This window comes from Mesorhizobium sp. Pch-S, assembly GCF_004136315.1.
Taxonomy (GTDB): domain Bacteria; phylum Pseudomonadota; class Alphaproteobacteria; order Rhizobiales; family Rhizobiaceae; genus Mesorhizobium.
Map to the genome: position 1 here is coordinate 5,384,603 of NZ_CP029562.1, position 20,475 is coordinate 5,405,077.

At 60.7% G+C, this 20,475-nt stretch carries 25 protein-coding genes and 1 pseudogene; 15 read left to right on the forward strand and 11 right to left on the reverse strand.

Features of this window, described 5'->3' with window-relative positions:
- Positions 1-534: 534 nt before the first annotated feature.
- The 4 genes from C1M53_RS25135 to C1M53_RS25150 form a co-directional block, all read right to left on the reverse strand.
- On the reverse strand, positions 535-822 hold the full coding sequence (locus C1M53_RS25135; RefSeq protein WP_129414707.1) for a hypothetical protein: 288 nt from the start codon (positions 820-822) through the stop codon (positions 535-537).
- Between the two features lie 77 nt (positions 823-899).
- Positions 900-1,505: an ATP-dependent Clp protease proteolytic subunit gene (locus C1M53_RS25140; RefSeq protein WP_129414708.1), complete on the reverse strand. Its 606-nt coding sequence runs from the start codon at positions 1,503-1,505 to the stop codon at positions 900-902.
- 18 nt (positions 1,506-1,523) lie between these two features.
- On the reverse strand, positions 1,524-1,970 hold the full coding sequence (locus tag C1M53_RS25145) for an SRPBCC domain-containing protein (RefSeq protein WP_129414709.1): 447 nt from the start codon (positions 1,968-1,970) through the stop codon (positions 1,524-1,526).
- Positions 1,967-2,281, reverse strand: coding sequence for a metalloregulator ArsR/SmtB family transcription factor (locus tag C1M53_RS25150; RefSeq protein WP_129414710.1), 315 nt, complete (start codon positions 2,279-2,281; stop codon positions 1,967-1,969). Before C1M53_RS25150 ends, C1M53_RS25145 begins: the two co-directional genes overlap by 4 nt.
- A gap of 235 nt (positions 2,282-2,516) precedes the next feature.
- Between C1M53_RS25150 and ssb the strand changes: the two genes are divergently transcribed.
- The 3 genes from ssb (at position 2,517) to C1M53_RS25165 (ending at position 4,508) form a co-directional block, all read left to right on the forward strand.
- On the forward strand, positions 2,517-3,053 hold the full coding sequence (ssb, locus tag C1M53_RS25155; RefSeq protein WP_129414711.1) for a single-stranded DNA-binding protein: 537 nt from the start codon (positions 2,517-2,519) through the stop codon (positions 3,051-3,053).
- A gap of 64 nt (positions 3,054-3,117) precedes the next feature.
- The gene (locus C1M53_RS25160) at positions 3,118-4,032 is read left to right on the forward strand and encodes a 5'-methylthioadenosine/S-adenosylhomocysteine nucleosidase (RefSeq protein WP_129414712.1); all 915 of its coding nucleotides are present in this window, start codon (positions 3,118-3,120) and stop codon (positions 4,030-4,032) included.
- A gap of 47 nt (positions 4,033-4,079) precedes the next feature.
- Positions 4,080-4,508, forward strand: coding sequence for an OsmC family protein (locus C1M53_RS25165; protein ID WP_129414713.1), 429 nt, complete (start codon positions 4,080-4,082; stop codon positions 4,506-4,508).
- A gap of 61 nt (positions 4,509-4,569) precedes the next feature.
- On the opposite strand, the gene C1M53_RS25170 is transcribed toward C1M53_RS25165, so the two are convergent.
- From C1M53_RS25170 to C1M53_RS25180, 3 genes are all read right to left on the reverse strand, one after another.
- Positions 4,570-5,199 carry a MarC family protein gene (locus tag C1M53_RS25170; RefSeq protein WP_129414714.1) on the reverse strand — a complete coding sequence of 210 codons (630 nt, stop codon included), beginning with the start codon at positions 5,197-5,199 and terminating at the stop codon, positions 4,570-4,572.
- A 72-nt stretch (positions 5,200-5,271) separates the two neighbouring features.
- Positions 5,272-5,649, reverse strand: coding sequence for a VOC family protein (locus C1M53_RS25175; RefSeq protein WP_129414715.1), 378 nt, complete (start codon positions 5,647-5,649; stop codon positions 5,272-5,274).
- Positions 5,650-5,689: 40 nt separating this feature from the next.
- Positions 5,690-6,217, reverse strand: a complete 528-nt coding sequence (locus C1M53_RS25180; RefSeq protein ID WP_129414716.1) for a hypothetical protein — start codon at positions 6,215-6,217, stop codon at positions 5,690-5,692.
- Positions 6,218-6,301: 84 nt separating this feature from the next.
- Between C1M53_RS25180 and C1M53_RS25185 the strand changes: the two genes are divergently transcribed.
- The 3 genes from C1M53_RS25185 to C1M53_RS25195 all read left to right on the forward strand — a co-directional run bounded on the left by C1M53_RS25185 (position 6,302) and on the right by C1M53_RS25195 (position 10,925).
- Positions 6,302-7,153, forward strand: coding sequence for an AraC family transcriptional regulator (locus tag C1M53_RS25185; protein ID WP_129414717.1), 852 nt, complete (start codon positions 6,302-6,304; stop codon positions 7,151-7,153).
- Positions 7,154-7,424: 271 nt separating this feature from the next.
- A complete protein-coding gene (gene gyrA / locus C1M53_RS25190; RefSeq protein ID WP_129414718.1) occupies positions 7,425-10,220 on the forward strand; it encodes a DNA gyrase subunit A in 2,796 nt (931 codons plus the stop codon).
- Between the two features lie 222 nt (positions 10,221-10,442).
- On the forward strand, positions 10,443-10,925 hold the full coding sequence (locus C1M53_RS25195; RefSeq protein ID WP_129414719.1) for a GNAT family N-acetyltransferase: 483 nt from the start codon (positions 10,443-10,445) through the stop codon (positions 10,923-10,925).
- Between the two features lie 21 nt (positions 10,926-10,946).
- Here C1M53_RS25195 and C1M53_RS32405 read toward each other — a convergent pair whose 3' ends face one another.
- Complete coding sequence (locus C1M53_RS32405) at positions 10,947-11,081, reverse strand: hypothetical protein (protein ID WP_260854895.1); 135 nt, start codon at positions 11,079-11,081, stop codon at positions 10,947-10,949.
- Positions 11,082-11,271: 190 nt separating this feature from the next.
- Here C1M53_RS32405 and coaD point away from each other — a divergent pair, with 190 nt between their 5' ends.
- The 6 genes from coaD to C1M53_RS25225 all read left to right on the forward strand — a co-directional run bounded on the left by coaD (position 11,272) and on the right by C1M53_RS25225 (position 14,871).
- Positions 11,272-11,772 (forward strand): pantetheine-phosphate adenylyltransferase, encoded by a 501-nt coding sequence (gene coaD / locus C1M53_RS25200; protein ID WP_129414720.1) that lies wholly within the window; start codon positions 11,272-11,274, stop codon positions 11,770-11,772.
- Positions 11,773-11,804: 32 nt separating this feature from the next.
- A complete protein-coding gene (locus tag C1M53_RS25205; protein ID WP_129414721.1) occupies positions 11,805-12,392 on the forward strand; it encodes a peptidylprolyl isomerase in 588 nt (195 codons plus the stop codon).
- A gap of 23 nt (positions 12,393-12,415) precedes the next feature.
- Positions 12,416-12,931: a peptidylprolyl isomerase gene (locus tag C1M53_RS25210; protein ID WP_129414722.1), complete on the forward strand. Its 516-nt coding sequence runs from the start codon at positions 12,416-12,418 to the stop codon at positions 12,929-12,931.
- Between the two features lie 4 nt (positions 12,932-12,935).
- Complete coding sequence (locus tag C1M53_RS25215) at positions 12,936-13,385, forward strand: DMT family transporter (protein ID WP_129414723.1); 450 nt, start codon at positions 12,936-12,938, stop codon at positions 13,383-13,385.
- Between the two features lie 63 nt (positions 13,386-13,448).
- Complete coding sequence (gene queA, locus C1M53_RS25220) at positions 13,449-14,519, forward strand: tRNA preQ1(34) S-adenosylmethionine ribosyltransferase-isomerase QueA (RefSeq protein WP_129414724.1); 1,071 nt, start codon at positions 13,449-13,451, stop codon at positions 14,517-14,519.
- Between the two features lie 82 nt (positions 14,520-14,601).
- Positions 14,602-14,871: a hypothetical protein gene (locus C1M53_RS25225; protein WP_129414725.1), complete on the forward strand. Its 270-nt coding sequence runs from the start codon at positions 14,602-14,604 to the stop codon at positions 14,869-14,871.
- Between the two features lie 12 nt (positions 14,872-14,883).
- On the opposite strand, the gene C1M53_RS25230 is transcribed toward C1M53_RS25225, so the two are convergent.
- Positions 14,884-15,288, reverse strand: a complete 405-nt coding sequence (locus C1M53_RS25230; protein WP_129414726.1) for a GFA family protein — start codon at positions 15,286-15,288, stop codon at positions 14,884-14,886.
- 108 nt (positions 15,289-15,396) lie between these two features.
- On the opposite strand from C1M53_RS25230, the gene tgt reads away from it, so the two are divergent.
- Entirely contained in the window at positions 15,397-16,527 is a 1,131-nt protein-coding gene (tgt, locus tag C1M53_RS25235) for a tRNA guanosine(34) transglycosylase Tgt (RefSeq protein WP_129414727.1), read from the forward strand.
- A gap of 24 nt (positions 16,528-16,551) precedes the next feature.
- Here tgt and C1M53_RS25240 read toward each other — a convergent pair whose 3' ends face one another.
- Both C1M53_RS25240 and C1M53_RS25245 read right to left on the reverse strand, forming a co-directional pair.
- Positions 16,552-17,061, reverse strand: a complete 510-nt coding sequence (locus tag C1M53_RS25240) for a hypothetical protein (RefSeq protein WP_129414728.1) — start codon at positions 17,059-17,061, stop codon at positions 16,552-16,554.
- A 165-nt stretch (positions 17,062-17,226) separates the two neighbouring features.
- Positions 17,227-18,443 (reverse strand): annotated as a pseudogene (locus C1M53_RS25245) (serine hydrolase).
- Between the two features lie 180 nt (positions 18,444-18,623).
- Between C1M53_RS25245 and C1M53_RS25250 the strand changes: the two are divergent.
- Both C1M53_RS25250 and C1M53_RS25255 read left to right on the forward strand, forming a co-directional pair.
- Positions 18,624-18,860: an Lrp/AsnC family transcriptional regulator gene (locus C1M53_RS25250; RefSeq protein ID WP_054311233.1), complete on the forward strand. Its 237-nt coding sequence runs from the start codon at positions 18,624-18,626 to the stop codon at positions 18,858-18,860.
- Positions 18,861-19,029: 169 nt separating this feature from the next.
- Entirely contained in the window at positions 19,030-20,442 is a 1,413-nt protein-coding gene (locus tag C1M53_RS25255; protein ID WP_165358238.1) for a circularly permuted type 2 ATP-grasp protein, read from the forward strand.
- Positions 20,443-20,475 lie beyond the last annotated feature (33 nt).

The window sequence follows — 20,475 nt, forward strand, 5'->3', positions numbered from 1 at the left end:
TCCGATCACAATTTTTATAATCGGCCGGCCGCCGGTTGACGCTGCGGAAGTGAAGGCGCAAGGTTAGCCGTCGCCTGAACCGATCGCCCCGTGGCGATCCTCGAGCCGGAAGGCGGTCTGCGAGGCGCCGCAGACCAAAACGAGTGAGAGTTCGGGCAGACGGCAAGAGCAACCAGAAACAGGAGCGAGGCATGACCCCACCGGACAGTCCCTTCAGGCTCCATCTGTCGTTGGAGCCGCGGCGGGCATAGGTGTCAGGAAGGCGGCGCCTTCCCGTACAAACCGTGACCTGCCGATCCCCTTACAATCAGAGACCATTAGTCGGGTCGTCGGCCGTGAGCCGCGAAGCACCCGAAACCCAAAGCCGGTAAAACGCTCCCGGCAGAATTGGGTAAAGCCCTAAAAAGCCCCGTCCGCATGCCAAAGCGCAGCGGCGGGGCTGTTCTTTTGCGGTGAGTACGACTTCGCGAGATCGTCACATGCTGCGCCGACGCCACGGCTGTCGTGACGAAAGATCAGCAGAATCCGCGCAAATTACCGCCGCGGGGCAGGAAGATTGCCTGCGCCGATGTCCACGATCACCGAGCCCGAAATGCGAACATCCATGTCACCGACCTTGAACCGGCGACCGGAGGCGGGATCGTAATCGTCCGGTTCCGGTTGTGGAGCCGCCGGTTTGACGATGCTGTAGCCGCCATTGACGCCGGGCAGGGGCTTTGCAGCCTGTTTGCCGGCTTCTCCGGCAAATCCTGTCGTTGTCGAAAAAAGGGCAATCGTAAGGGCTGCCAGATACGATGACGGTGAGAGGCGGGCGGTGATCATGGCGCTAACATAGGCGTCTTCACCCGTGACGGCCAGTACCCGCCGAGCCTTCGGATCGGATGTGCGGGGATTTGTTCCTATGCAGCCCGTTTGCGCGTGTCGTAGACGTGATCGACCAGGCCCCATGCCCTGGCTTCCTCCGCGTTCATGAAATGGTCGCGGTCGAGCGTGTTCTCGACGTCTTCGACCGTGCGGCCGCAATGCTGAGCGTAGAGATCGATCATCTGCCGCTTGGTCTTCAGGATATCCTCGGCGTGCCGCTGGATGTCGGAAGCCTGGCCCTGGAAGCCGCCAAGCGGTTGATGCAGCACGATCTTGCTGTTGGGGAGTGCGATGCGCCGGCCAGGGTCGCCAGCCATGAGCAGGAACGAACCCATCGAAGCCGCAAAGCCCATGCAGACCGTCGACACCGGGCAGGAGATGTAGCGCATCGTGTCATAGATGGCGAAGCCGGAGCTCACCACGCCACCGGGTGAGTTGATGTAGAGCGACACTTCCTTTTCCGGATTGTCAGCTTCCAGCGACAACAACTGGGCGCAGATGATGGCGGCCATGTTGTCTTCGATCTGGCCGTTGACGAATATGATGCGTTCACGCAGCAGCCGGGAGAAGATGTCGAAAGCGCGTTCGCCGCGACTCGACTGTTCGATCACCATCGGCACAAGATTGGCGACACCGGACATTGTCTTGGCTCCTTCCTGTTAGGCGGCCATGCGCCATTGCGGCGCATTGGCCGCTGCGAGGGTTTTGGTGGGTTTGGGGGCATCGACGACGACGCTGCAGCCGGCGCCTGAGATGCAGCAGACTGCCGTTGCGGCGGCGGCGAAGCCGTCATGGACGACACGCAGATGCGTGCCGCCACCGGCGGCGGGCGTCAGTTCGAAGGTGACGATGCTGTCGAACCCCACTGTGGCGTTGGTTTCGGCTTCGCGCCAGGAATAGCGCAGCAGGCGGCAAGGCTCGGCTTCCAGCACGGTGCAGTCGATGCGGCTTTCCGTGCCGAGCGAAAAGCGATGGCCGGTCTCTGCTTTGATGTCGTTGGGCATCAGCCAGGCCGCGACGATTTCCGGCTCGGTGAGTGCGCGCCAGACTTTTTCAGGCGCATCCGGCAGATCGCATTCAACGACGATGTCGTCGGGTGAGGTCATTGATCCATCTCCTTCAGCACGGTCTTCAGCCTTTCGATGCGGTCAGGCCAGAAGGTGCGATAGCGTTCGATCCAGCTGAGCAGCGGCGATAATCCTTCCGGGGCGGCCCGGTAAAAAGCATTGCGGCCGACGCGGCGTTCGCTCACCAGCCCGGCGCCGCGCAGCACGGCAAGATGCTGGGAGACTGCCGGTTGGGACACCGGCGTGCCGGCGCGCAGTTCGGAGACAGTCATCTCGTCGTCGACCAGCCGTTCAAACAGCGCGCGCCGTGTCGGGTCGGCCAGGGCCTTGAAGATTTCGGATTCGATCATGCTAAAACATAAGTGGATACTTATCCGTTTGGCAAGAGCCTCCCCGGGGTAAGGACTTGAAACGAAGCCTGGTCGGCTCTTTTGCTGACATTCCTTGACAAATAGCCAACGCGGGAACTAGAACAGAAATAGAACAAAAACGTTGTGGGAAAGGCATGTCCGTGGAGGCGGGCAGGCCCCTCAGCCTATATGGTGCGGCGAGAATTCTGGTTTCGGACGAGCGCGGAGAAGTGTGATGGCTGGCAGCGTCAACAAGGTCATTCTGGTGGGGAATCTGGGTGCGGATCCCGAAATCCGCCGGCTGAACTCGGGTGAGCCGGTCGTCAACATCCGTATCGCCACCTCGGAAAGCTGGCGCGACAAGAACTCGGGCGAACGCAAGGAAAAGACCGAGTGGCACAACGTCGTCATCTTCAACGACCAGCTCGCCAAGGTGGCCGAGCAGTATCTGAAGAAAGGCATGAAGGTCTATGTCGAGGGTCAGTTGCAGACCCGTAAATGGCAGGACCAGAGCGGCCAGGAGCGCTATACAACCGAAGTCGTGCTGCAGAAATTCCGTGGCGAATTGCAGATGCTCGATGCACGTGGCGGGCAGGGTGAAGGTGGCCAGGTCGGTTATTCCGGCGGCAACCGCGACAGCTTCGGTCAGTCCGGCCCGAGCGACTTCGGTGGCGGTCGCAGCTCGGGTGGCGGTGGTTTTGGCGGCGGAAACGGCAACCGCGGTGGCGGTGGCGGCGGTTCGCGCGAACTGGACGATGAAATCCCGTTCTGATTGCTGATGGGCGGAATTTTCCGGCCCACAGGCCTGACATGGTGATACGGCGAGGAGCTACGGCATGAGTGCATTCGCACGCGTGATTGCGATCGGCCTGCTGTTCTTTGCCATGTTATCCGCTGCCGTTTCGGCTGCCGAGCGGCTCGATGACAAGCCGCGTATCGCAGTCGTATCAGCATTCCCGCCTGAATGGGTGGCGCTGCAGACAGATCTTTCTGATCGAACCGAGCATGAGATCAACGGTCGCCAGTTCATCACCGGCAAGCTGGCCGGCAAGGACGTCGTGCTGTTCCTGAGTGGCGTCAGCATGGTCAATGCGGCCATGACCATGCAGGTGGCGCTCGACAGGTTTGTCGTGACGTCCGTGGTGTTCTCCGGCATTGCCGGCGGCGTCGACCCGGCTCTCAGCATCGGCGATGTCGTTGTCGCCGATCAGTGGGGCGAATATCTGGAAGCGGTTTTCGCACGCAAGGTCGGCGACGGTTACGAAATCCCGCCGTTCATACCGAAGGATCAGTTTGCGGGCTACGGCATGATCGTGCCGCGGTCCGTGACTGTCGCCCGCAAGGGCGGCGAGGAAACGAAGTTCTGGTTCCCTTCCGATCCGGCCCTGTTGGAGGCCGCCCGCAAGGTCGCCGCCAGACTCGACCTGCAGGCTTGCGCCCCAGAAAACAGATGCCTTACCAAGCCGCCGAAGATCATCGTCGGCGGCAACGGCGTTTCCGGCCAGGCTTTCGTCGACAACGCCGAGTTTCGTGACTATGTGCACAAGACTTTCGAAGCCAAGGTGCTTGACATGGAAAGTGCGGCGGTCGCGCATGTGACCTACAGCAACGGCGTTCCGTTCGTGGCGGTGCGCAGCCTTTCCGATCTTGCCGGTGGCGGAGAGGGAGCCAATCAGATGGCGACCTTCATGGCGTTGGCGTCGACGAATTCGGCCAGTGTCGTCAAGGCGCTGCTGGCCGAGATGCCTTAAGGCGGACATCAGACTACAAAGATGTCCAAAAATATAGGGATGCAGGGATGAAGGCGCGGATCAAATGGGTCGAGGGTCGCACATTCGTGGGCGAGTCCGGCAGTGGCCACAAGCTGGTTCTCGGTACGACACATGGTGAAGAGGGCAAGACACCCGGCCCGAGCCCAATGGAATTGCTTTTGATCGGTACGGGCGGTTGTTCGGCCATCGACGTGGTGCACATCCTGGAAAAGGGGCGGGAGCAGGTCGAGGATTGTATCGTGGAACTCGACTCCGATCGTGCGGCGACAGATCCCAAAGTGTTCACGCGTATCCACATGCACTTCATCGTCAAGGGCAAAGGACTGTCACACGACAAGGTCAAACGGGCGGTTCAGCTGTCTGCGGAAAAATACTGCTCGGCCTCTATCATGATGGGCAAGACGGCAACCGTTACACACGATTTCGAGGTGATCGATACCGCTGCTTCGAGGTGATCGATACCGCTGCTGAATGAGGCTGCCTGCGCAGCGATGCGATTGCACGCGTTTGAGGCGATCAACTCGCCGCCAGGGCCTTGATACCGTCGGCTACGAACTGGACCGCGAGTGCGGCGAGGATCACACCGAGCAACCTGGTCAGGATCGAGCGCCCGGTCTGCCCAAGAATACCGTCGATGCGTTCCGCCAGCACGAATACCACATAGGTGATGAGCAGGCATGCGAGGATGATGCCGAGCAGTGCCAGCTGGCCTCCGATACCTTGGAAGGAACTTGACAGCAGGACTGTGGCCGAGATTGCGCCCGGGCCGGCGATCAGTGGGATCGCCAGCGGGAAAGCCGCAATGTTATGGATGTGATCCTTGGTGATTGCCACATCGGCGCTTTTTTCCTTGCGGTCCTGCCGGCGTTCGAAAACCATCTCGAAAGCGATGAAGAACAGCAGGAAGCCGCCGGCGACGCGGAAAGCGGGCAGGGTGATGCCGAACACCGAAAGGATCGAGGCGCCGGCAACTGCAAACAGCGCAATGACCAGAAAGCCGATGATCGAGGCGCGAACCGACACCTGGCTGCGTTGCTCGCGGTTCATGCCGCGCGTCACGGCAAGGAAAAGCGGGGCGAGTCCCGGCGGGTCGATGGTCACGAGCAGTGTCACGAAGGCGTTGAACAGGCTTTCGTAGCTCGGCATGCCATTCCCCTCTCTCGCCGCAACCAGACCATTGGTAGCGCGAATATCGGGAAGTTGCCAACGCCCAGTCGGTCAGCTGCCTGAGCCGCAATAGGCCTCTATGCGATAACCATCCGGATCGATGGCGAAGGCTGCGAAATAGCTGTCGCCATAATCGGCGCGCAGGCCGGCCTTGCCGTTGTCGCCGCCGCCGTTGGCAAGGGCTGCCGCGTGGAAAGCACGAACGCTGTCGCGGGTTGGTGCGGCGAAGCAGAAGTGAAGCCCTGATGCCATATCCGCCGGCACAGGCCGCTCGACTTCGAGAATCCAGAGCGAAACCTGATCGCCGCCATAACCCAGCGAACCGGCAGATTCGCTGAGGCACGCATAGCCGAGTGGTGCCAAAACCGCGTCATAGAAAGCCTTGGAGCGGGATGGGTCGACAACACCGATCGAGACATGGTCGAGCATTTTGAACCTCGTTTGAATTTGCGTTGTTGAGATCGGAACGTCAGGCGACGCGTCGAGCCAGGAATTCAACCTGCAGGTGCCAGTTTCCTTCGCCGTCGGCACGCTCCCCAAGCCAGCGAAACGAATTGTCGGTGATTTCGGTGAAGCGCCAGCGTGTCCGTGTTCCGCTATCGTCGCTGCCGATTTGGACGATGTCCGCGCCGTCGGCTCGGCCGGTCTGCCGGCTGTAGTATTGCGTGCGCGGATCGCTCCACAGGATGTGCCAGGCATCGATGCCTGGGTCGTAGATCCGCAGCGTCGTGCCATAGAACGTCCAGGGGCCGAGTTCGGTCGAAGGCCCCGCGTCGCGCGCAGGCAGCATCCAGACGTCCTGAATGGCGCGTCCCTCCAGTGCCCAGCCGAAATGGATCTCGCCGCGGCCAACGAGCAGCCTGCCGTCGTCGGTCCAGCGTTTGGCATCGAAGCTCCATGCTCCGGCAAAGCGACCGTAAAGGGCGAGCTTGTCGGCGTGGGCGGCCAAGGGGCCTGGCGCCTGCAGGGCCTCGGTGAAGGAGTTCCGGTGATGCATGACGACCTCAAACCTGTCAGGAGACATCATCGGCGTAGCGCTTGCCGGCTGTCTGGGCTTGGGAAAAATTGCTAAATCGCGGCCATGAGCCAGCAGGTGCGGATACTTGCCAGAAAAGCCGGATGGAGCGTGGCCGACATCGTCTGCACTGCGACGGTCGGCGAACGGCCTTTCGAAGAAGAGCATGGCTCGTTCTGCATCGCAGTCGTCACCTGCGGTACATTCCACTACCGTTCGCGGCAGGGAGCGGCGGTAATGACGCCGGGCGCTTTGTTGCTCGGCAATGCCCGGACGTGCTTCGAATGCGGGCATGATCACAGCAGCGGTGACCGTTGCCTGTCGTTTCAATTTTCGCCCGAGATGCTGGAAGACGTCTTGGCGAATGTGCCTGGAGCGAAACAGGGCGAATTCCATGCGCCGAACCTGCCGTCATGTCCAGAGCTTGCTGCACTTCTCGCGGATGCCGAGGTCGCCCGCCGCGAAGGCGACGCCAATGAGCTTGAGGAAGTCGCGCTGCGGCTGGCAGGTGCGGCGGCGACGATGCTGACGGGGACGCCGGGAAGACCTGCAAAGATCAGCCAACGCGATGAAAAGCGCATCGCCGAAGCGATACGCCTCATTGAGGATCGGGGGGACGAGCATCTCTCGCTGTCCGACCTGGCAGACCAGGCCGCGACCAGCCCATATCATTTCCTGCGCTCGTTTCGCGCGATCGTAGGCATGACCCCGTATCAGTTTCTGCTGCGGGCCAGGCTGCACCGCGCTGCTGTCCAGCTGCGGATTTCCGCAGATCCCGTTTCGGAAATTGCTTTCGAGGCGGGTTTCGGTGATCTGTCGACCTTCAATCGCCGTTTCCGGAGGGTGATGGGGCAAACGCCGAGCGGGTACAGGCTCTCCGGCGGGCCTGCTGTGGAACTGCGTCGGCTATCTGTGTAGGAGGCAAAATCCCCCACGACCTCAGGTTGTCGCCGGTGAGATTTCGCAGTTGACCTTACGGCAATCGACCTGCGCATTTCACACCGCTGCCACAATCTGCCGGGTGTCATTCGCGCTGTGTTTCTGGAGCCGGTCTATCTATTTGAAATAACTTGAAAAATAAGCACTGGAAAACAACTGTTTCGTGGCGAAAAACCGCGCCCTCGCATTGGAGAATGGTGCGGCTTTCCTATATAAGAAGTCAGTGATTCCCAGCTGATTGCGATCTATTTTGACCGACCAGAATACACCACAGGGGCCGGACGGCCCTTCAGGCATCGAGCCGATTTCCATTATCGAGGAGATGCAGCGCAGCTACCTCGACTACGCCATGAGCGTGATCGTCAGCCGCGCGCTGCCCGATGTGCGCGACGGCATGAAGCCGGTGCACCGGCGCATCCTGTTTGCCTCGCACGAGAGCGGCTACCACTGGAACCGCAAATATGTGAAGTCGGCGCGCCCGGTCGCCGACGTGATGGGTAAGTATCACCCGCATGGTGATGCCTCGATCTATGACGCCCTGGTGCGCATGGCCCAGGACTGGTCGATGCGCGTGCCGCTCATCGACGGGCAGGGCAATTTCGGTTCGATCGACGGCGATCCACCTGCCGCGATGCGTTATACGGAATCGCGCCTGACCAAGGTCGCGCATGAGTTGCTGGAGGACATCGACAAGGACACCGTCGATTTCCAGGACACCTATGACGCTTCGGGGCAGGAGCCGCGTGTTCTGCCGGCACGTTTTCCGGCGCTGCTGGTCAACGGTGCTGGCGGTATCGCCGTCGGTATGGCCACGAACATTCCTCCTCACAATCTGGTGGAAGTCTGTAACGGCGCCATCGCCGTCATGGAAAATCCGGCCATCGACCTTACCGAGCTGATGGAGATCATTCCCGGTCCGGACTTCCCGACCGGCGGCCTGATCCTCGGACGTACCGGCATCTACAATGCCTATTCGACCGGCCGTGGTTCCGTCGTCATGCGCGGCAAGGTGCATGTCGAGGAGATGCGCGGCGATCGCGAGGCCATCGTCATCACCGAGGTTCCCTACCAGGTGAACAAGGCCTCGATGATCGAGAAGATGGCCGAGCTGGTGCGGGAAAAACGCATCGAAGGCATTTCCGATATCCGCGACGAGAGCGACCGCCAGGGCTACCGCGTGGTGATCGAGCTGAAGCGCGACGCCAATACCGAGGTGATCCTCAACCAGCTCTATCGCTTCACGCCGCTGCAGACGTCGTTCGGCGCCAATATGGTGGCGCTCAACGGCGGCAAGCCGGAAGTGATGACACTGCTCGACATGCTGCACGCCTTCGTGGCGTTCCGCGAGGAGGTCATCAGCCGCCGCACCAAGTTCCTGCTGCGCAAGGCGCGTGATCGCGCACACGTACTGGTTGGCCTGGCCATCGCCGTGGCCAATATAGACGAGGTCATCAAGCTGATCCGCCACGCGCCGGATCCGCAATCGGCGCGCGACCAATTGATGACGCGCCGCTGGCCGGCCTCGGATGTCGAGGCGCTGATCCGCCTGATCGATGATCCGCGACACCGCATCAACGAGGACGGCACCTATAACCTGTCCGAAGAGCAGGCTCGCGCCATCCTCGAACTGCGCCTGCAGCGCCTGACCGCGCTGGGACGCGACGAGATCGCCGACGAATTGAACAAGATCGGCGCCGAAATCGCTGATTTCCTTGAGATTCTGGCATCCCGTGCGCGCATCCAGCAGATCGTCAAGGACGAGCTCATCGCCGTGCGTGACGAGTTTGGCACGCCGCGCCGCACCGAGATCACCGATGCCGGCTCGGATATGGAGGACGAGGATCTTATCCCACGTGAGGATATGGTCGTTACCGTCTCGCATTCGGGCTACATCAAGCGTGTGCCGCTGTCGCTCTACCGGGCGCAGCGCCGCGGCGGCAAGGGCCGCTCCGGCATGTCGACCAAGGACGAGGATTTCGTCACCCGGTTGTTCGTGGCCAACACGCACACGCCGATCCTGTTCTTCTCTTCGCGTGGCATCGTCTACAAGGAGAAGGTCTGGCGCCTGCCGATCGGTAACCCGCAGTCGCGCGGCAAGGCGCTGATCAACATGCTGCCGATCGAGAATGGCGACCGCATCACGGCCATCATGCCGCTGCCGGAGGACGAGACGAGCTGGGGCGAACTCGATGTGATGTTCGCCACGACGCGCGGCACCGTGCGCCGCAACAAGCTGTCGGATTTTGTCGATGTGAAGCGCAACGGCAAGATCGCGATGAAATTCGACGAGGAAGGCGATGCCATCCTGGCGGTCGAGACCTGCACCGACAATGACGATGTCTTGCTGACCGCCAATACCGGTCAGTGTATCCGCTTCCCGGTCAATGACGTGCGCGTGTTTGCCGGTCGCTCGTCGCAGGGTGTGCGTGGCATCAACATGGGCGATGGCGACAGCGCCATTTCCATGGCGATCATCGAACATGTCGATGCGGATCCTGCGGAGCGTGCGGCTTATCTCAAGCGTTCGGTCGCCGAACGGCGTCTTGCCGGTGCCGGCGAAGAGGAAGAGGTCGCGTTGACCAATGAGGACGTTTCGGAGGAAGCCCAGCTTTCCGATGAACGTTACGAATTCCTCAGGCAGCACGAGCAGTTCGTGCTCACCGTAACCGAATATGGCTACGGCAAGCGGTCTTCGTCCTACGACTTCCGCCTGACCAGCCGTGGCGGCAAGGGTATCCGCGCCACCGACGTGTCGAAGGTGGGGGAAATCGGGCCGCTTGTCGCGGCGTTCCCGATCGGTAACGACGATCAGATCATGCTGGTTTCAGACGGCGGTCAGGTCATTCGCGTGCCAGTTCATGACATCCGTTTTGCCAGCCGCGCTACCAAGGGGGTCACCATCTTCAACACCGCCGAGGGCGAGAAGGTGGTGTCGGTGGAACGCATTTCGGAACCTCAGGGCGAAGATGAACCCGGTGACGAAGATGTGGCCGAGGCTGGCGACAGCCCAGCTGAAGGTGACAGCAACACGGGTGATGAGGCCTGACCTGTAGGGCAGGCCTGCGTGTGAGCGATCCGGTGTAAATGCTGGTGTTGCATGATGTTTCTGAGAAGGCGGCTCTTCAGGCCGCCTTTTCTTTTACCCGTAGCCTGGCGGTTGTCTGCTCGTCCGCTTTCTTGCCCAACCGACTTCGGCCGGTGGCGCTTTGGTCGGTCTGGCATCATCGCTATGGTGTCGGGCAGATGCCTAGCAAAGCAGGAAGAGCGAATGGAGTCGACCGAAGCTGTTCTGCGCCTGGCGAACCTGTCCGACGTTGCTGCCGTGGCATCTCTGACGGAGCGCGCCTATGCGGCGTATACGCATCTGCTTGGCGCGCCGCCGGTTCCTGTCACCGAGGACTACGCACCGCGTGTCGAGGCGGGGCAGGTGTGGCTGCTGGAGTTTTCAGGCGAGCTCGCCGGACTGATCGTTCTTGAACGACATGTCGACCACATCCAGATATTTTCCATCGCGGTTGCACCGGAGTTTCAGGGAAAGAAGTTCGGCATCCATCTGCTCGACTGGGCCGAGGAAAAAGCGGGCGAAGTCGGGCTCGATCTGGTGAAGCTTTACACCAACGCCCGGATGGAACGGAATATCGCGCTGTATTCAGCTTATGGCTATCGGGAAACCGGCAGGCGGGCCAATCCAAAGCGACCAGGCTGGACTGTCGTCGATATGGAGAAACGCCTCACCAGCCGGGGCCGATGAGCCTACTCCAATCGAAAACTTCTACCGGCGCTTGCCGAAGCGATGACGGCGATCGAGGTCGTCGAGGCGCACGCGCTCGGCTTCCTGATGCAGGCCGAAAACGGTCGCGATCAGCATGGCTACGGTCATTGCGGTGGCGAGCATGAGGATCATCATGGCTTAATCTCCTGTTCCCTAAACGAGCAGAAGGTGAATTGGTTTCACCGCGCATGATCATGTGTACGTGAACAGACTTTAACCGTGTGTGATCGCGCCGTTCATCTGCTGTTCATGGTTGATGAAGGGTTCACGCCGCACTCCCGGCCGGCATTTGCGTTCCGGCCCGGTGCCCGCTAGAAGCAGCATCATGACTGAACGCATTGCCCTCTATGCCGGATCTTTCGATCCACTGACCAACGGCCATCTCGATGTGCTGAAGGCCTCGCTGGCGATAGCAGATACGGTTTATGCAGCCATCGGCATCCAGGCGTCGAAGACGCCGCTGTTTTCCTTTGACGAGCGTTCCGAATTGATCGAAAAGGCTGCCGCTGCCGAATTCGGCAGCGAAGCCAGGCGCATTCGTGTCGTCTCCTTCACCGGTTTGGTGATCGATGCGGCCCGCAAGAATGGCGCATCCATCATGATCCGTGGCCTGCGTGACGGTACCGATCTCGACTACGAGATGCAGATGGCCGGCATGAACGAAACGATGGCTCCGGAACTGCAGACCGTCTTCCTGCCCGCGAGCCCTTCGGTGCGCACGATTACCGCCACATTGGTCCGCCAGATAGCCTCGATGGGCGGCGACATTCGTCCCTTTGTGCCGGTGGCGGTTGCCGGCGCGCTCAAAGCCAAATTCGCGAAATAGGTCCTGACCCTAGATATTTCGGAGATCATTCCATGCAGCTCAAAAAGCTCGCCGCCTTCCTCGTCGTGTTCGCCGGCCTGTTCGGCGGTGCGTCGCAGGCCTTCGCGGCAGACCCTGAAAACACAATGGTCATCACGCTTAAGGACGGCGACGTGGTCGTTGCCCTGCGGCCTGACCTTGCACCCAAGCATGTCGCTCAGATCAAGAAGCTGGTGCGTGAAGGCGCCTACGACAACGTTGCCTTCCACCGTGTCATCGATGGCTTCATGGCGCAGACCGGCGACGTCCAGTACGGCAATATGAAGAAGGGCTTCGATGCCAGCCTCGCCGGCACCGGCGGCTCGAAGGAGCCTGATCTGCCTGCCGAGTTCTCCAAGGAGAAGTATGTGCGCGGCGTTGTCGGTATGGCACGCTCGCAGGATCCGAACTCGGCGAATTCGCAGTTCTTCATCATGTTCGCGCCGGCATCGTCGCTGAATGGCCAGTACACCATCGTCGGCAATGTCGAGAAGGGCATGGAATTCGTCGACAAGATCAAGAAGGGCGATGCCGCCGACAACGGCTCCGTCTCCGACCCGGACCGCATGGTCAAGGTTCGCATCGCTGCTGACAAGAACTGAGTTTTATCAAAGGGATACCCAAAATGGCTGAAATCAAGGATCGCGAAAACGCGCTCATCATGGAAACGACCAAGGGCAAGGTCGTCATCGAACTGTTCCCTGACCTTGCACCCGGTCACGTCGGCCGCATCAAGGAACTGGCCCGCGAGGGCGCTTATGACGGCGTCGTCTTCCATCGCGTCATCGACGGGTTCATGGCCCAGACCGGCGACGTGAAGTTCGGCAAGTCGGGCGGCAAGGATTTCAATCCGTCGCGCGCCGGCATGGGCGGTTCCGACAAGCCGGACCTGAAGGCGGAATTCTCCAACGTCAATCACGCCCGCGGCACGTGCTCGATGGCACGCGCACAGAACCCGAATTCCGCGAATTCGCAGTTCTTCATCTGCTTCGAGGATGCCGGCTTCCTGAATCGCCAGTACACGGTGTGGGGCCAGGTCATCGAAGGCATGGAGAATGTCGACAAGATCAAGCGCGGCGAACCGGTGCAGGATCCTGACAAGATCGTGTCGCTGAAAGTCGCCGCAGACGTGAAAGCCTGATCCGATGGCTGGCGCTCTCTGGTCGCTTCTCGGCGTCCTTGCGGGCGCGTTCATCGCCATCCAGGCTCCTATCAACGCCCAGCTCGCTCGCGGGCTGGGTGTTCCTGTCGCCGCGGCCGCGATCTCGTTTCTGGCCGGGGCAATCGTTCTCGGCATCGTCACGTTCTTCACCACACGGGCTCAGGGTATTGCCATCGACTGGCGTGCGCCGGCCCCGTGGCTCTTCGTCGCCGGTGGAGCGCTCGGTGCGGTCTATGTCACGAGTTCGGTGCTGCTCACGCCGAGGATCGGCGCCGCCGCGCTGATGGCGTTCCTTGTTGCCGGTCAGCTGCTGGCTGGCATGCTTGTGGACCGGATCGGCTTCCTCGGTGTCGCCGTCCGTGAAATCTCGATGGGCCGCATCGTCGGTGCCGCGCTGTTGCTGGTCGGCGCGTTGATGATCCGGATTTACTGACCGGCAGGTTCCCGGCAACAAGCATGGTGGCGGATCGATCAAGATCGCGCTATTGCCGCTGCCATGAAAGTGGATCTCTTCGACTTCGACCTGCCGGAGGAGCGTATAGCGCTTCGTCCCGCCGAACCGCGTGATACCGCGCGATTTCTGGTCGTACGCCCGGATGAGGGGCTGGCCGACAAGGTAGTGCGTGACCTGCCGTCACTGCTCGATCCCGGTGATGTGCTGGTTTTCAACGATACCAAGGTCATTCCAGCGCAGCTGCGTGGTGTCCGTCGGCGCGGCGAGGCTTCCGCCCAGGTTGAAGCGACGCTGCACATGCGCACCGGCGCCGACCGCTGGCTGGCCTTCATGCGGCCAGGCAAGCGTGTCGCAGAAGGCGACAGGATCCACTTCGGCCACGACGGCAGCTCTTGTTTTTTCGGCCGGCTCGACGCCACGGTGCTCGAAAAACGGGATGGTGGCGAGGTGCTGCTGGGATTTGACCTGTCAGGAGCTTTCCTTGACGAGGCTCTGCATGCCGTCGGCCATATTCCTCTGCCACCCTACATCGCTTCGAAGCGTAATGACGATGCACGCGACCTTTCCGACTACCAGACGATCTACGCCAGGGAAGAGGGGGCGGTGGCTGCGCCTACCGCTGGCCTGCACTTCACGCCCGATTTGTTCGCAGCACTGGATGCAAAGGGTATCGAGCGCCGGTTCGTGACTTTGCATGTCGGCGCCGGTACCTTCCTGCCGGTGAAAGCTGACGACACCGCCGATCACAAGATGCATGCGGAAAAGGGGTATGTGTCGAGCCAGGTGGCGGATGCGCTGAATGCCGCCAAGGCGCGCGGCAATCGTATCGTCTGTGTCGGCACGACATCGCTGCGGCTGTTGGAAAGTGCCGCGCGCGACGACGGCACGCTTGGCGAATGGTCCGGCGCGACCGACATCTTCATCACGCCCGGTTATCATTTTCGTATCGCCGATGCGCTGATGACCAATTTCCACCTGCCGCGCTCGACGCTTTTCATGCTGGTTTCGGCCTTCGCCGGACTGGATACCATGCGTGCCGCCTATCGGCATGCCATCGAGACCGGGTATCGCTTCTATTCCTACGGCGACGGAAGCCTGCTGTTCAGGGCATAGCGATCTTCATAGGGTCGGCATTTCGGCGCTTTGCGCATAAGGTACCCTGGCGGAAGCGCGCGCCTTAAGCGGAGGAAGAGAGATGGACCACGATCTCGAAACCATGAACCGCGACCAGCTTGTCGCGGAGGTGAAGAAGCTGCGGCAAGGCATTCGCAGGCATAGAGACTCGACCGGACACGATCTGTGCTGGCATCACCCGGACCTTTGGGAGCTGCTGCCGGAAAGAACTGATCCGGCCATCGCAATACCGCCCTGGCCGAAATTCATGCGCGGCTGCATTCGCTACAGGCAGTCGCTCGAGGAGCAGGCATCCACCGCGCCAGTTCACGACAAGGAATTCGGCGAATAGCGGGTCGAGCTTCTAGAACCAATAGTCGATGACACAGCGGCCATCGCGTGGCAGGTCTTCAAAGCTGCTGAGACCGTCGAAGTGATCGATAGGAAGCGCGGCGACCGTGTCCGGCTCAGCAAGCCGTACGTTGACCGCCATGCGTCGGCGACCGTCCCTGTTCAGGTGCTCGCCACGCCAGAACGCCATGCAGCCGCATCTGGGGCAGAAATTGAAAGCGAGATATTCCTCGCTATCGTCGCGCAGATAAGCACGGGTCTCGCCGGTTACCTCTATCTCTTCACCCTCATGACCATATATCCAGAGTGTGCCGTAGCGACGGCAGATCGTGCAATTGCAGGCGGTCGCACCGTCCGGGGCCCCATTGAACCGCCAGCGCACAGCGCCGCAGTGACATGTCCCTACAAGTGTCGTCATCGGATCAGCCTATGATCTTGCGAACTCGGCAAGGTAGAGGGAGCCGCCAGGCCCAACAAGTCAGCGCGGCCGATTGTGTTACGCCGTCACGGCGGCTAAAGGCAGCGCATGATCGAGAATTTTTCCTTTTCCCTGCTCGCCACCGACGGCAAGGCGCGGCGCGGCGAAATCTCCATGCCACGCGGCAGAATTCGGACCCCTGCCTTCATGCCGGTCGGTACCGGTGGTACGGTCAAAGCCATGTACATGGATCAGGTGCGCGGCGTCGGCGCCGACATCATCCTGGGCAACACCTATCACCTGATGCTGCGGCCAGGGGCGGAACGCGTCGCACGGCTGGGTGGGCTGCATGAATTCGCGCGCTGGCCGCACCCGATCCTGACAGATTCCGGCGGCTTCCAGGTGATGTCCCTGTCCAAGCTCAGGAAATTGACCGAACAGGGCGTCACCTTCCGCTCGCATATCGACGGCTCGCCCTATGAGATGTCGCCGGAACGTTCGATCGAGATCCAGGGCCTGCTCGATTCCGATATCCAGATGCAGCTCGACGAGTGCACGGCGCTGCCTGCCGACGCCAAGGAGATCGAGCGTGCGATGGAATTGTCGCTGCGCTGGGCGGAGCGTTGCAAGACGGCCTTCGGCGATCAGCCCGGCAAGGCGATGTTCGGCATCGTGCAGGGCGGCGACATCGCACCGCTGCGGGTGCGCTCCGCGCAGGCGCTGTCGGCCATGGATCTCAAGGGCTATGCCATTGGCGGCCTTGCTGTCGGTGAACCGCAGGCGGTTATGCTGGACATGCTCGACATCACGTGCCCGCAATTGCCGACGCAGAAGCCACGCTACCTGATGGGCGTCGGCACGCCCGACGACATCCTGAAGTCGGTGGCGCGGGGCATCGACATGTTCGACTGTGTGATGCCGACGCGCGCGGGACGTCACGGGCTTGCCTATACAAGGCGCGGCAAGATCAATTTGCGTAACGCGCGCCATGCCGACGACCCGCGTCCGCTGGACGAAGAGAGCGACTGCCCGGCGGCACGCGACTATTCACGCGCATATCTGCATCATCTGGTGCGTTCGCAGGAAGCTTTGGGCGCCATGCTGCTGACCTGGAACAACCTGTCCTACTATCAGAAGCTGATGCAGGATATTCGCGACGCGATCGAGGTCGGTCGGTTCGATGCGCGCGCTGCGGTGATCACCGAGGGATGGACGAGGGGAGATCTACCACCCCTCTAGGCGGACTATGGCGGCCGTGGTCCATCAATCGAGCTTCGACCAGCCGAAAACCTGCCACTTGTATTTGGAGGTCTTTTCCGGTTCCGCCGTGTAGGTCATCTGGATGTCTCCGCCCTCGGCGTAGATGTCGAGGCGTGGTGCCGTGTCCAGTTCCAGCCAAAGCGAATCGTTCTTGAACGACCAGTTGCCGCACCACACGCAAGGTCCAGACGCAGGATCGCCAAGCTGGTGGAAATTGTAGCTGCCATCGGCCTTGATCTCCAGATAATCGAAGGCTGAATAGAAGGCGGTTACGGTCTGCTGGAACTCGCTAGCCGCAGCCTCGTCTTTTTCGGTCGGCGATCCCTTCAGATCCCGTGGCGGCCGTATGGCCGACCCGCTCAGTTTCCACTTGCCGATGAAATCCTTCTTGGTCGGCAGGTATTCGGTCTGAGCCTGTGCCGACGAAACAGCTGTGACGGACGGTGCAGCACCGAGCAGGCCGACGGCCAGCAACAATGCAGCCGCTCCTGCAGCCCTGGTCAGGTTTTTCATGGGGCGCATCTTCTTCTCTGAAACGTGAGGATTGTCGGAGCCTGGCGCCGCCACGTTCGGCGGACATATCGCGTGGTTATGGATCGCGCTTTGCGGCTACCACCGTATTTGCCGATGCGTCAATCGTTGTGCTTTGACCCTGATGAGGATCTGGTTCTCCTTAGGTTACAGCGCGTTGGCGATCGCCTGGAACACGTCGATCGCTTCATATTCCATCGCGCCACCGCTGTTGTTGTAGTCGGCATAGGCCGAGGTCTTGGCAATCACCACCTTGCGCGCGGGGTTCACATAGATGAATTGACCATAGATGCCGATCGCCGCGAAGTCGCCTTGCGGTTTGCCGGGGATCCACCATTGGTAACCGTAGCCGAACGGAATACCGGCGGCGGGGTCCTCACGACCCGGCATCAGATAGGTGCGTCCGGCGTCACCGAGGCATGCACCCATTCGGCCGGCACGATCTGCTCGCCCTTCCAGTTGCGGCCCTCGTTGAGATAGAGCAAGCCGAAGCGGGCATAGTCGCGCAAGACCGCGTTCAGGCCGCCCGCCGCCAATGTTTCCTTCTTCTGGTCGATCAGCCAGTAAGCGTCGGCCTCTGGGCCGAGTCTGGACCACAGTCTTTCCTTGAAATAGTCGGGCAAGGGTTTGCCGGTTGCCCCCTCGAGGATCATGCCGAGCACCTGTGTGTCGGCTGAGACGTAGCGGTTGAAGCTGCCTTGTGGCCGTTCGTTCTTCAGATGTGCGGTGAAGTCGTTCACCGAACCCGTGAGGATCTGGATGATGTAGCGCACGATATCGGAATTGAGATCGCCGTAATCCTCATTGAAGCCGATGCCGGACGACATCTGCAGCACGTTCTTGACCGTGACACCCTTGTAGCCGCCCTCGGCCAGCAACGGTGCGTATTTATCGACCGGATCCTCCAGCCTGATCAGACCGTCGGCAACGGCATTGCCGACGAGGAAGGAAATGGTCGACTTCGACACCGACATGGCGATCGACTGCGTCCCGGCAGTGTTGCCGCGCCGGTACTCCTCATGGACGATCTTGCCGTCCTTGATCACGAGCAGGCCGGTGGTCTGTGTCCTTTCGATCCAGTCGGCGACCCTGCGGGTCTCGCCTGCGGAGACATAGGCTTCCGGCAGTGGTCTTTCTGCCCGTTGAAGTTCGCTCACCTCCGGGCCGTGTTCGACCCGAACGGCGGGATAGAGTCTATACAGCGAGCGGAAATTCTCATCGATGACGTCCGGCTTGAACGCGTTCGCATAGATGTAGACGGCGTGCAGTTCTCTGATCTTCTGGCGAAAGATGAAGCCGCCGACCAGCGCGACGGCAACGAGCAGAAGAACGACGCGCAGCATCCAGCGCCAGAAAGTCCGCATCAAGTCCTCCGCCATGTCGAAACTGCATGGGTTTCGATCGAATTGGGATGAAGTTGACTCCACACCGGTCCGGCCTGTCAATGTGCCGCTGCGCCAGGCAACTATCCCCTGTCGGAAATCGGCTTGAATGCGCTGGGCACGTCTGCCAAAACGGTTGCGAAACAGAAGGAAGGCCGGCCCGTGAAGACGTTTTTTGTGCAGTTCAAGTGCGAACTCGGCAAGGCCTATGAGGTGGCCGCCGCGCTTGCCGACGCTGAGCTCGCCTCCGAGATCTATTCGACTGCCGGCCACTACGATCTGCTTGCGAAATTCTACATCGACGATGACCAGGACATCGGCCACTTCGTCAACGAGAAGGTGCAGATCATTCCCGGTATCTCCGACACTTTCACGACGGTGACTTTCCGGGCATTTTAGGCCACGGTAAACTGCACGCCGAATAAGCACGCATTGCCCAGGAAGCTGTTTTGCCGCCTGCCTATCGGGCAATCTTGATGGCCAGGCTGCTGTAACGATGCAAATTGCCGATTGCGCTTGATTTTCTTCTCCGACGCCAGTTGAAATGGTGTCAGAGGGGAGTACGCGTTTGGCAGCTTTCGATGAGATGCTTCCGGAAACGACCGGGCTGAGGAGACCATACTCGGCATATGATCGCTGGCTGAAAGAACAAGATCCAGGCCGACTTACACAGAAGATGGAAGATGCGGAGCGCGTCTTCCGCAAAACCGGCATCACCTTTGCCGTCTATGGCGAGCAGGAGGCTTCGGAACGCCTCATTCCCTTCGACATCGTGCCGCGCATCATTTCGGGCCAGGAATGGCGTCGCCTGGCGCTGGGTATCGAGCAGCGGGTACAGGCACTGAATGCATTCCTGGATGACATCTATCATCGCCAGGAGATCCTGCGGGCAGGGCGCGTTCCCAAACAGCTGATCGCAGCCAATGAGGCATTTCTGCCGGAGATGATCGGTGTGCGGCCTCCGGCCGGCGTCTACACGCATATCATCGGCGTCGACATCGTGCGCATCAGCGAAAACGAATTCTATGTGCTGGAGGACAATGCCCGCACGCCGTCTGGTGTCTCGTACATGCTGGAGAACCGTGAGACGATGATGCAGCTCTTTCCCGAGCTGTTCCAGCAGATCAAGGTGCGGCCCGTCGAGAACTACCCTGCGCTGCTCAGGCAATCCCTGGCTGCCGTGAAGCCCAGAGGCGTCGAAGGAATGCCGACCATCGCGGTGCTGACGCCGGGCATCTACAACTCCGCCTATTATGAACACGCTTTCCTGGCCGACCAGATGGGCGTGCAACTGGTCGAAGGGCCGGATCTGCGTGTCGTCGACGGTCATGTCGCGATGCGTACCACGGAGGGCTACAAGCAGATCGACGTGCTCTATCGCCGCGTCGACGATGCGTTCCTGGATCCGCTGACCTTCCGGCCGGATTCCGCACTTGGCGTGCCGGGCATCATGGATGTCTACCGCGCCGGCAACATCACCATCGCCAATGCGCCCGGCACCGGCATATCCGACGACAAGGCGATTTACTCCTACATGCCGGAGATCGTCGAGTTCTACACCGGCCGCAAGCCGATCCTGGGCAATATCCCAACTTGGCGCTGCTCTGAGCCGGACAGCCTGAAATATGTCCAGGAACACATCTCGGAACTGGTCATCAAGGAAGTGCACGGGTCGGGCGGCTACGGCATGCTGGTCGGTCCCGCGGCAACCAAGAAGGAATGCGAGGAGTTCGCCAAGAAACTCGCCGCCAAGCCCGCCAACTACATCGCCCAACCGACGCTGGCGCTCTCGACCTGTCCGATCATGACCGAGAAGGGCCTAGCGCCGCGCCATGTCGATCTCAGGCCCTATGTGCTTGTCTCCGATCGCATCCAGCTGGTGCCTGGCGGGCTGACACGTGTGGCGCTGAAGGAAGGTTCACTGGTCGTGAATTCTTCGCAGGGAGGAGGCACAAAAGATACATGGGTGCTGGATGACTAGTGGCAGGTCGGCAGTCGGCAGTCGGCAGTCGGT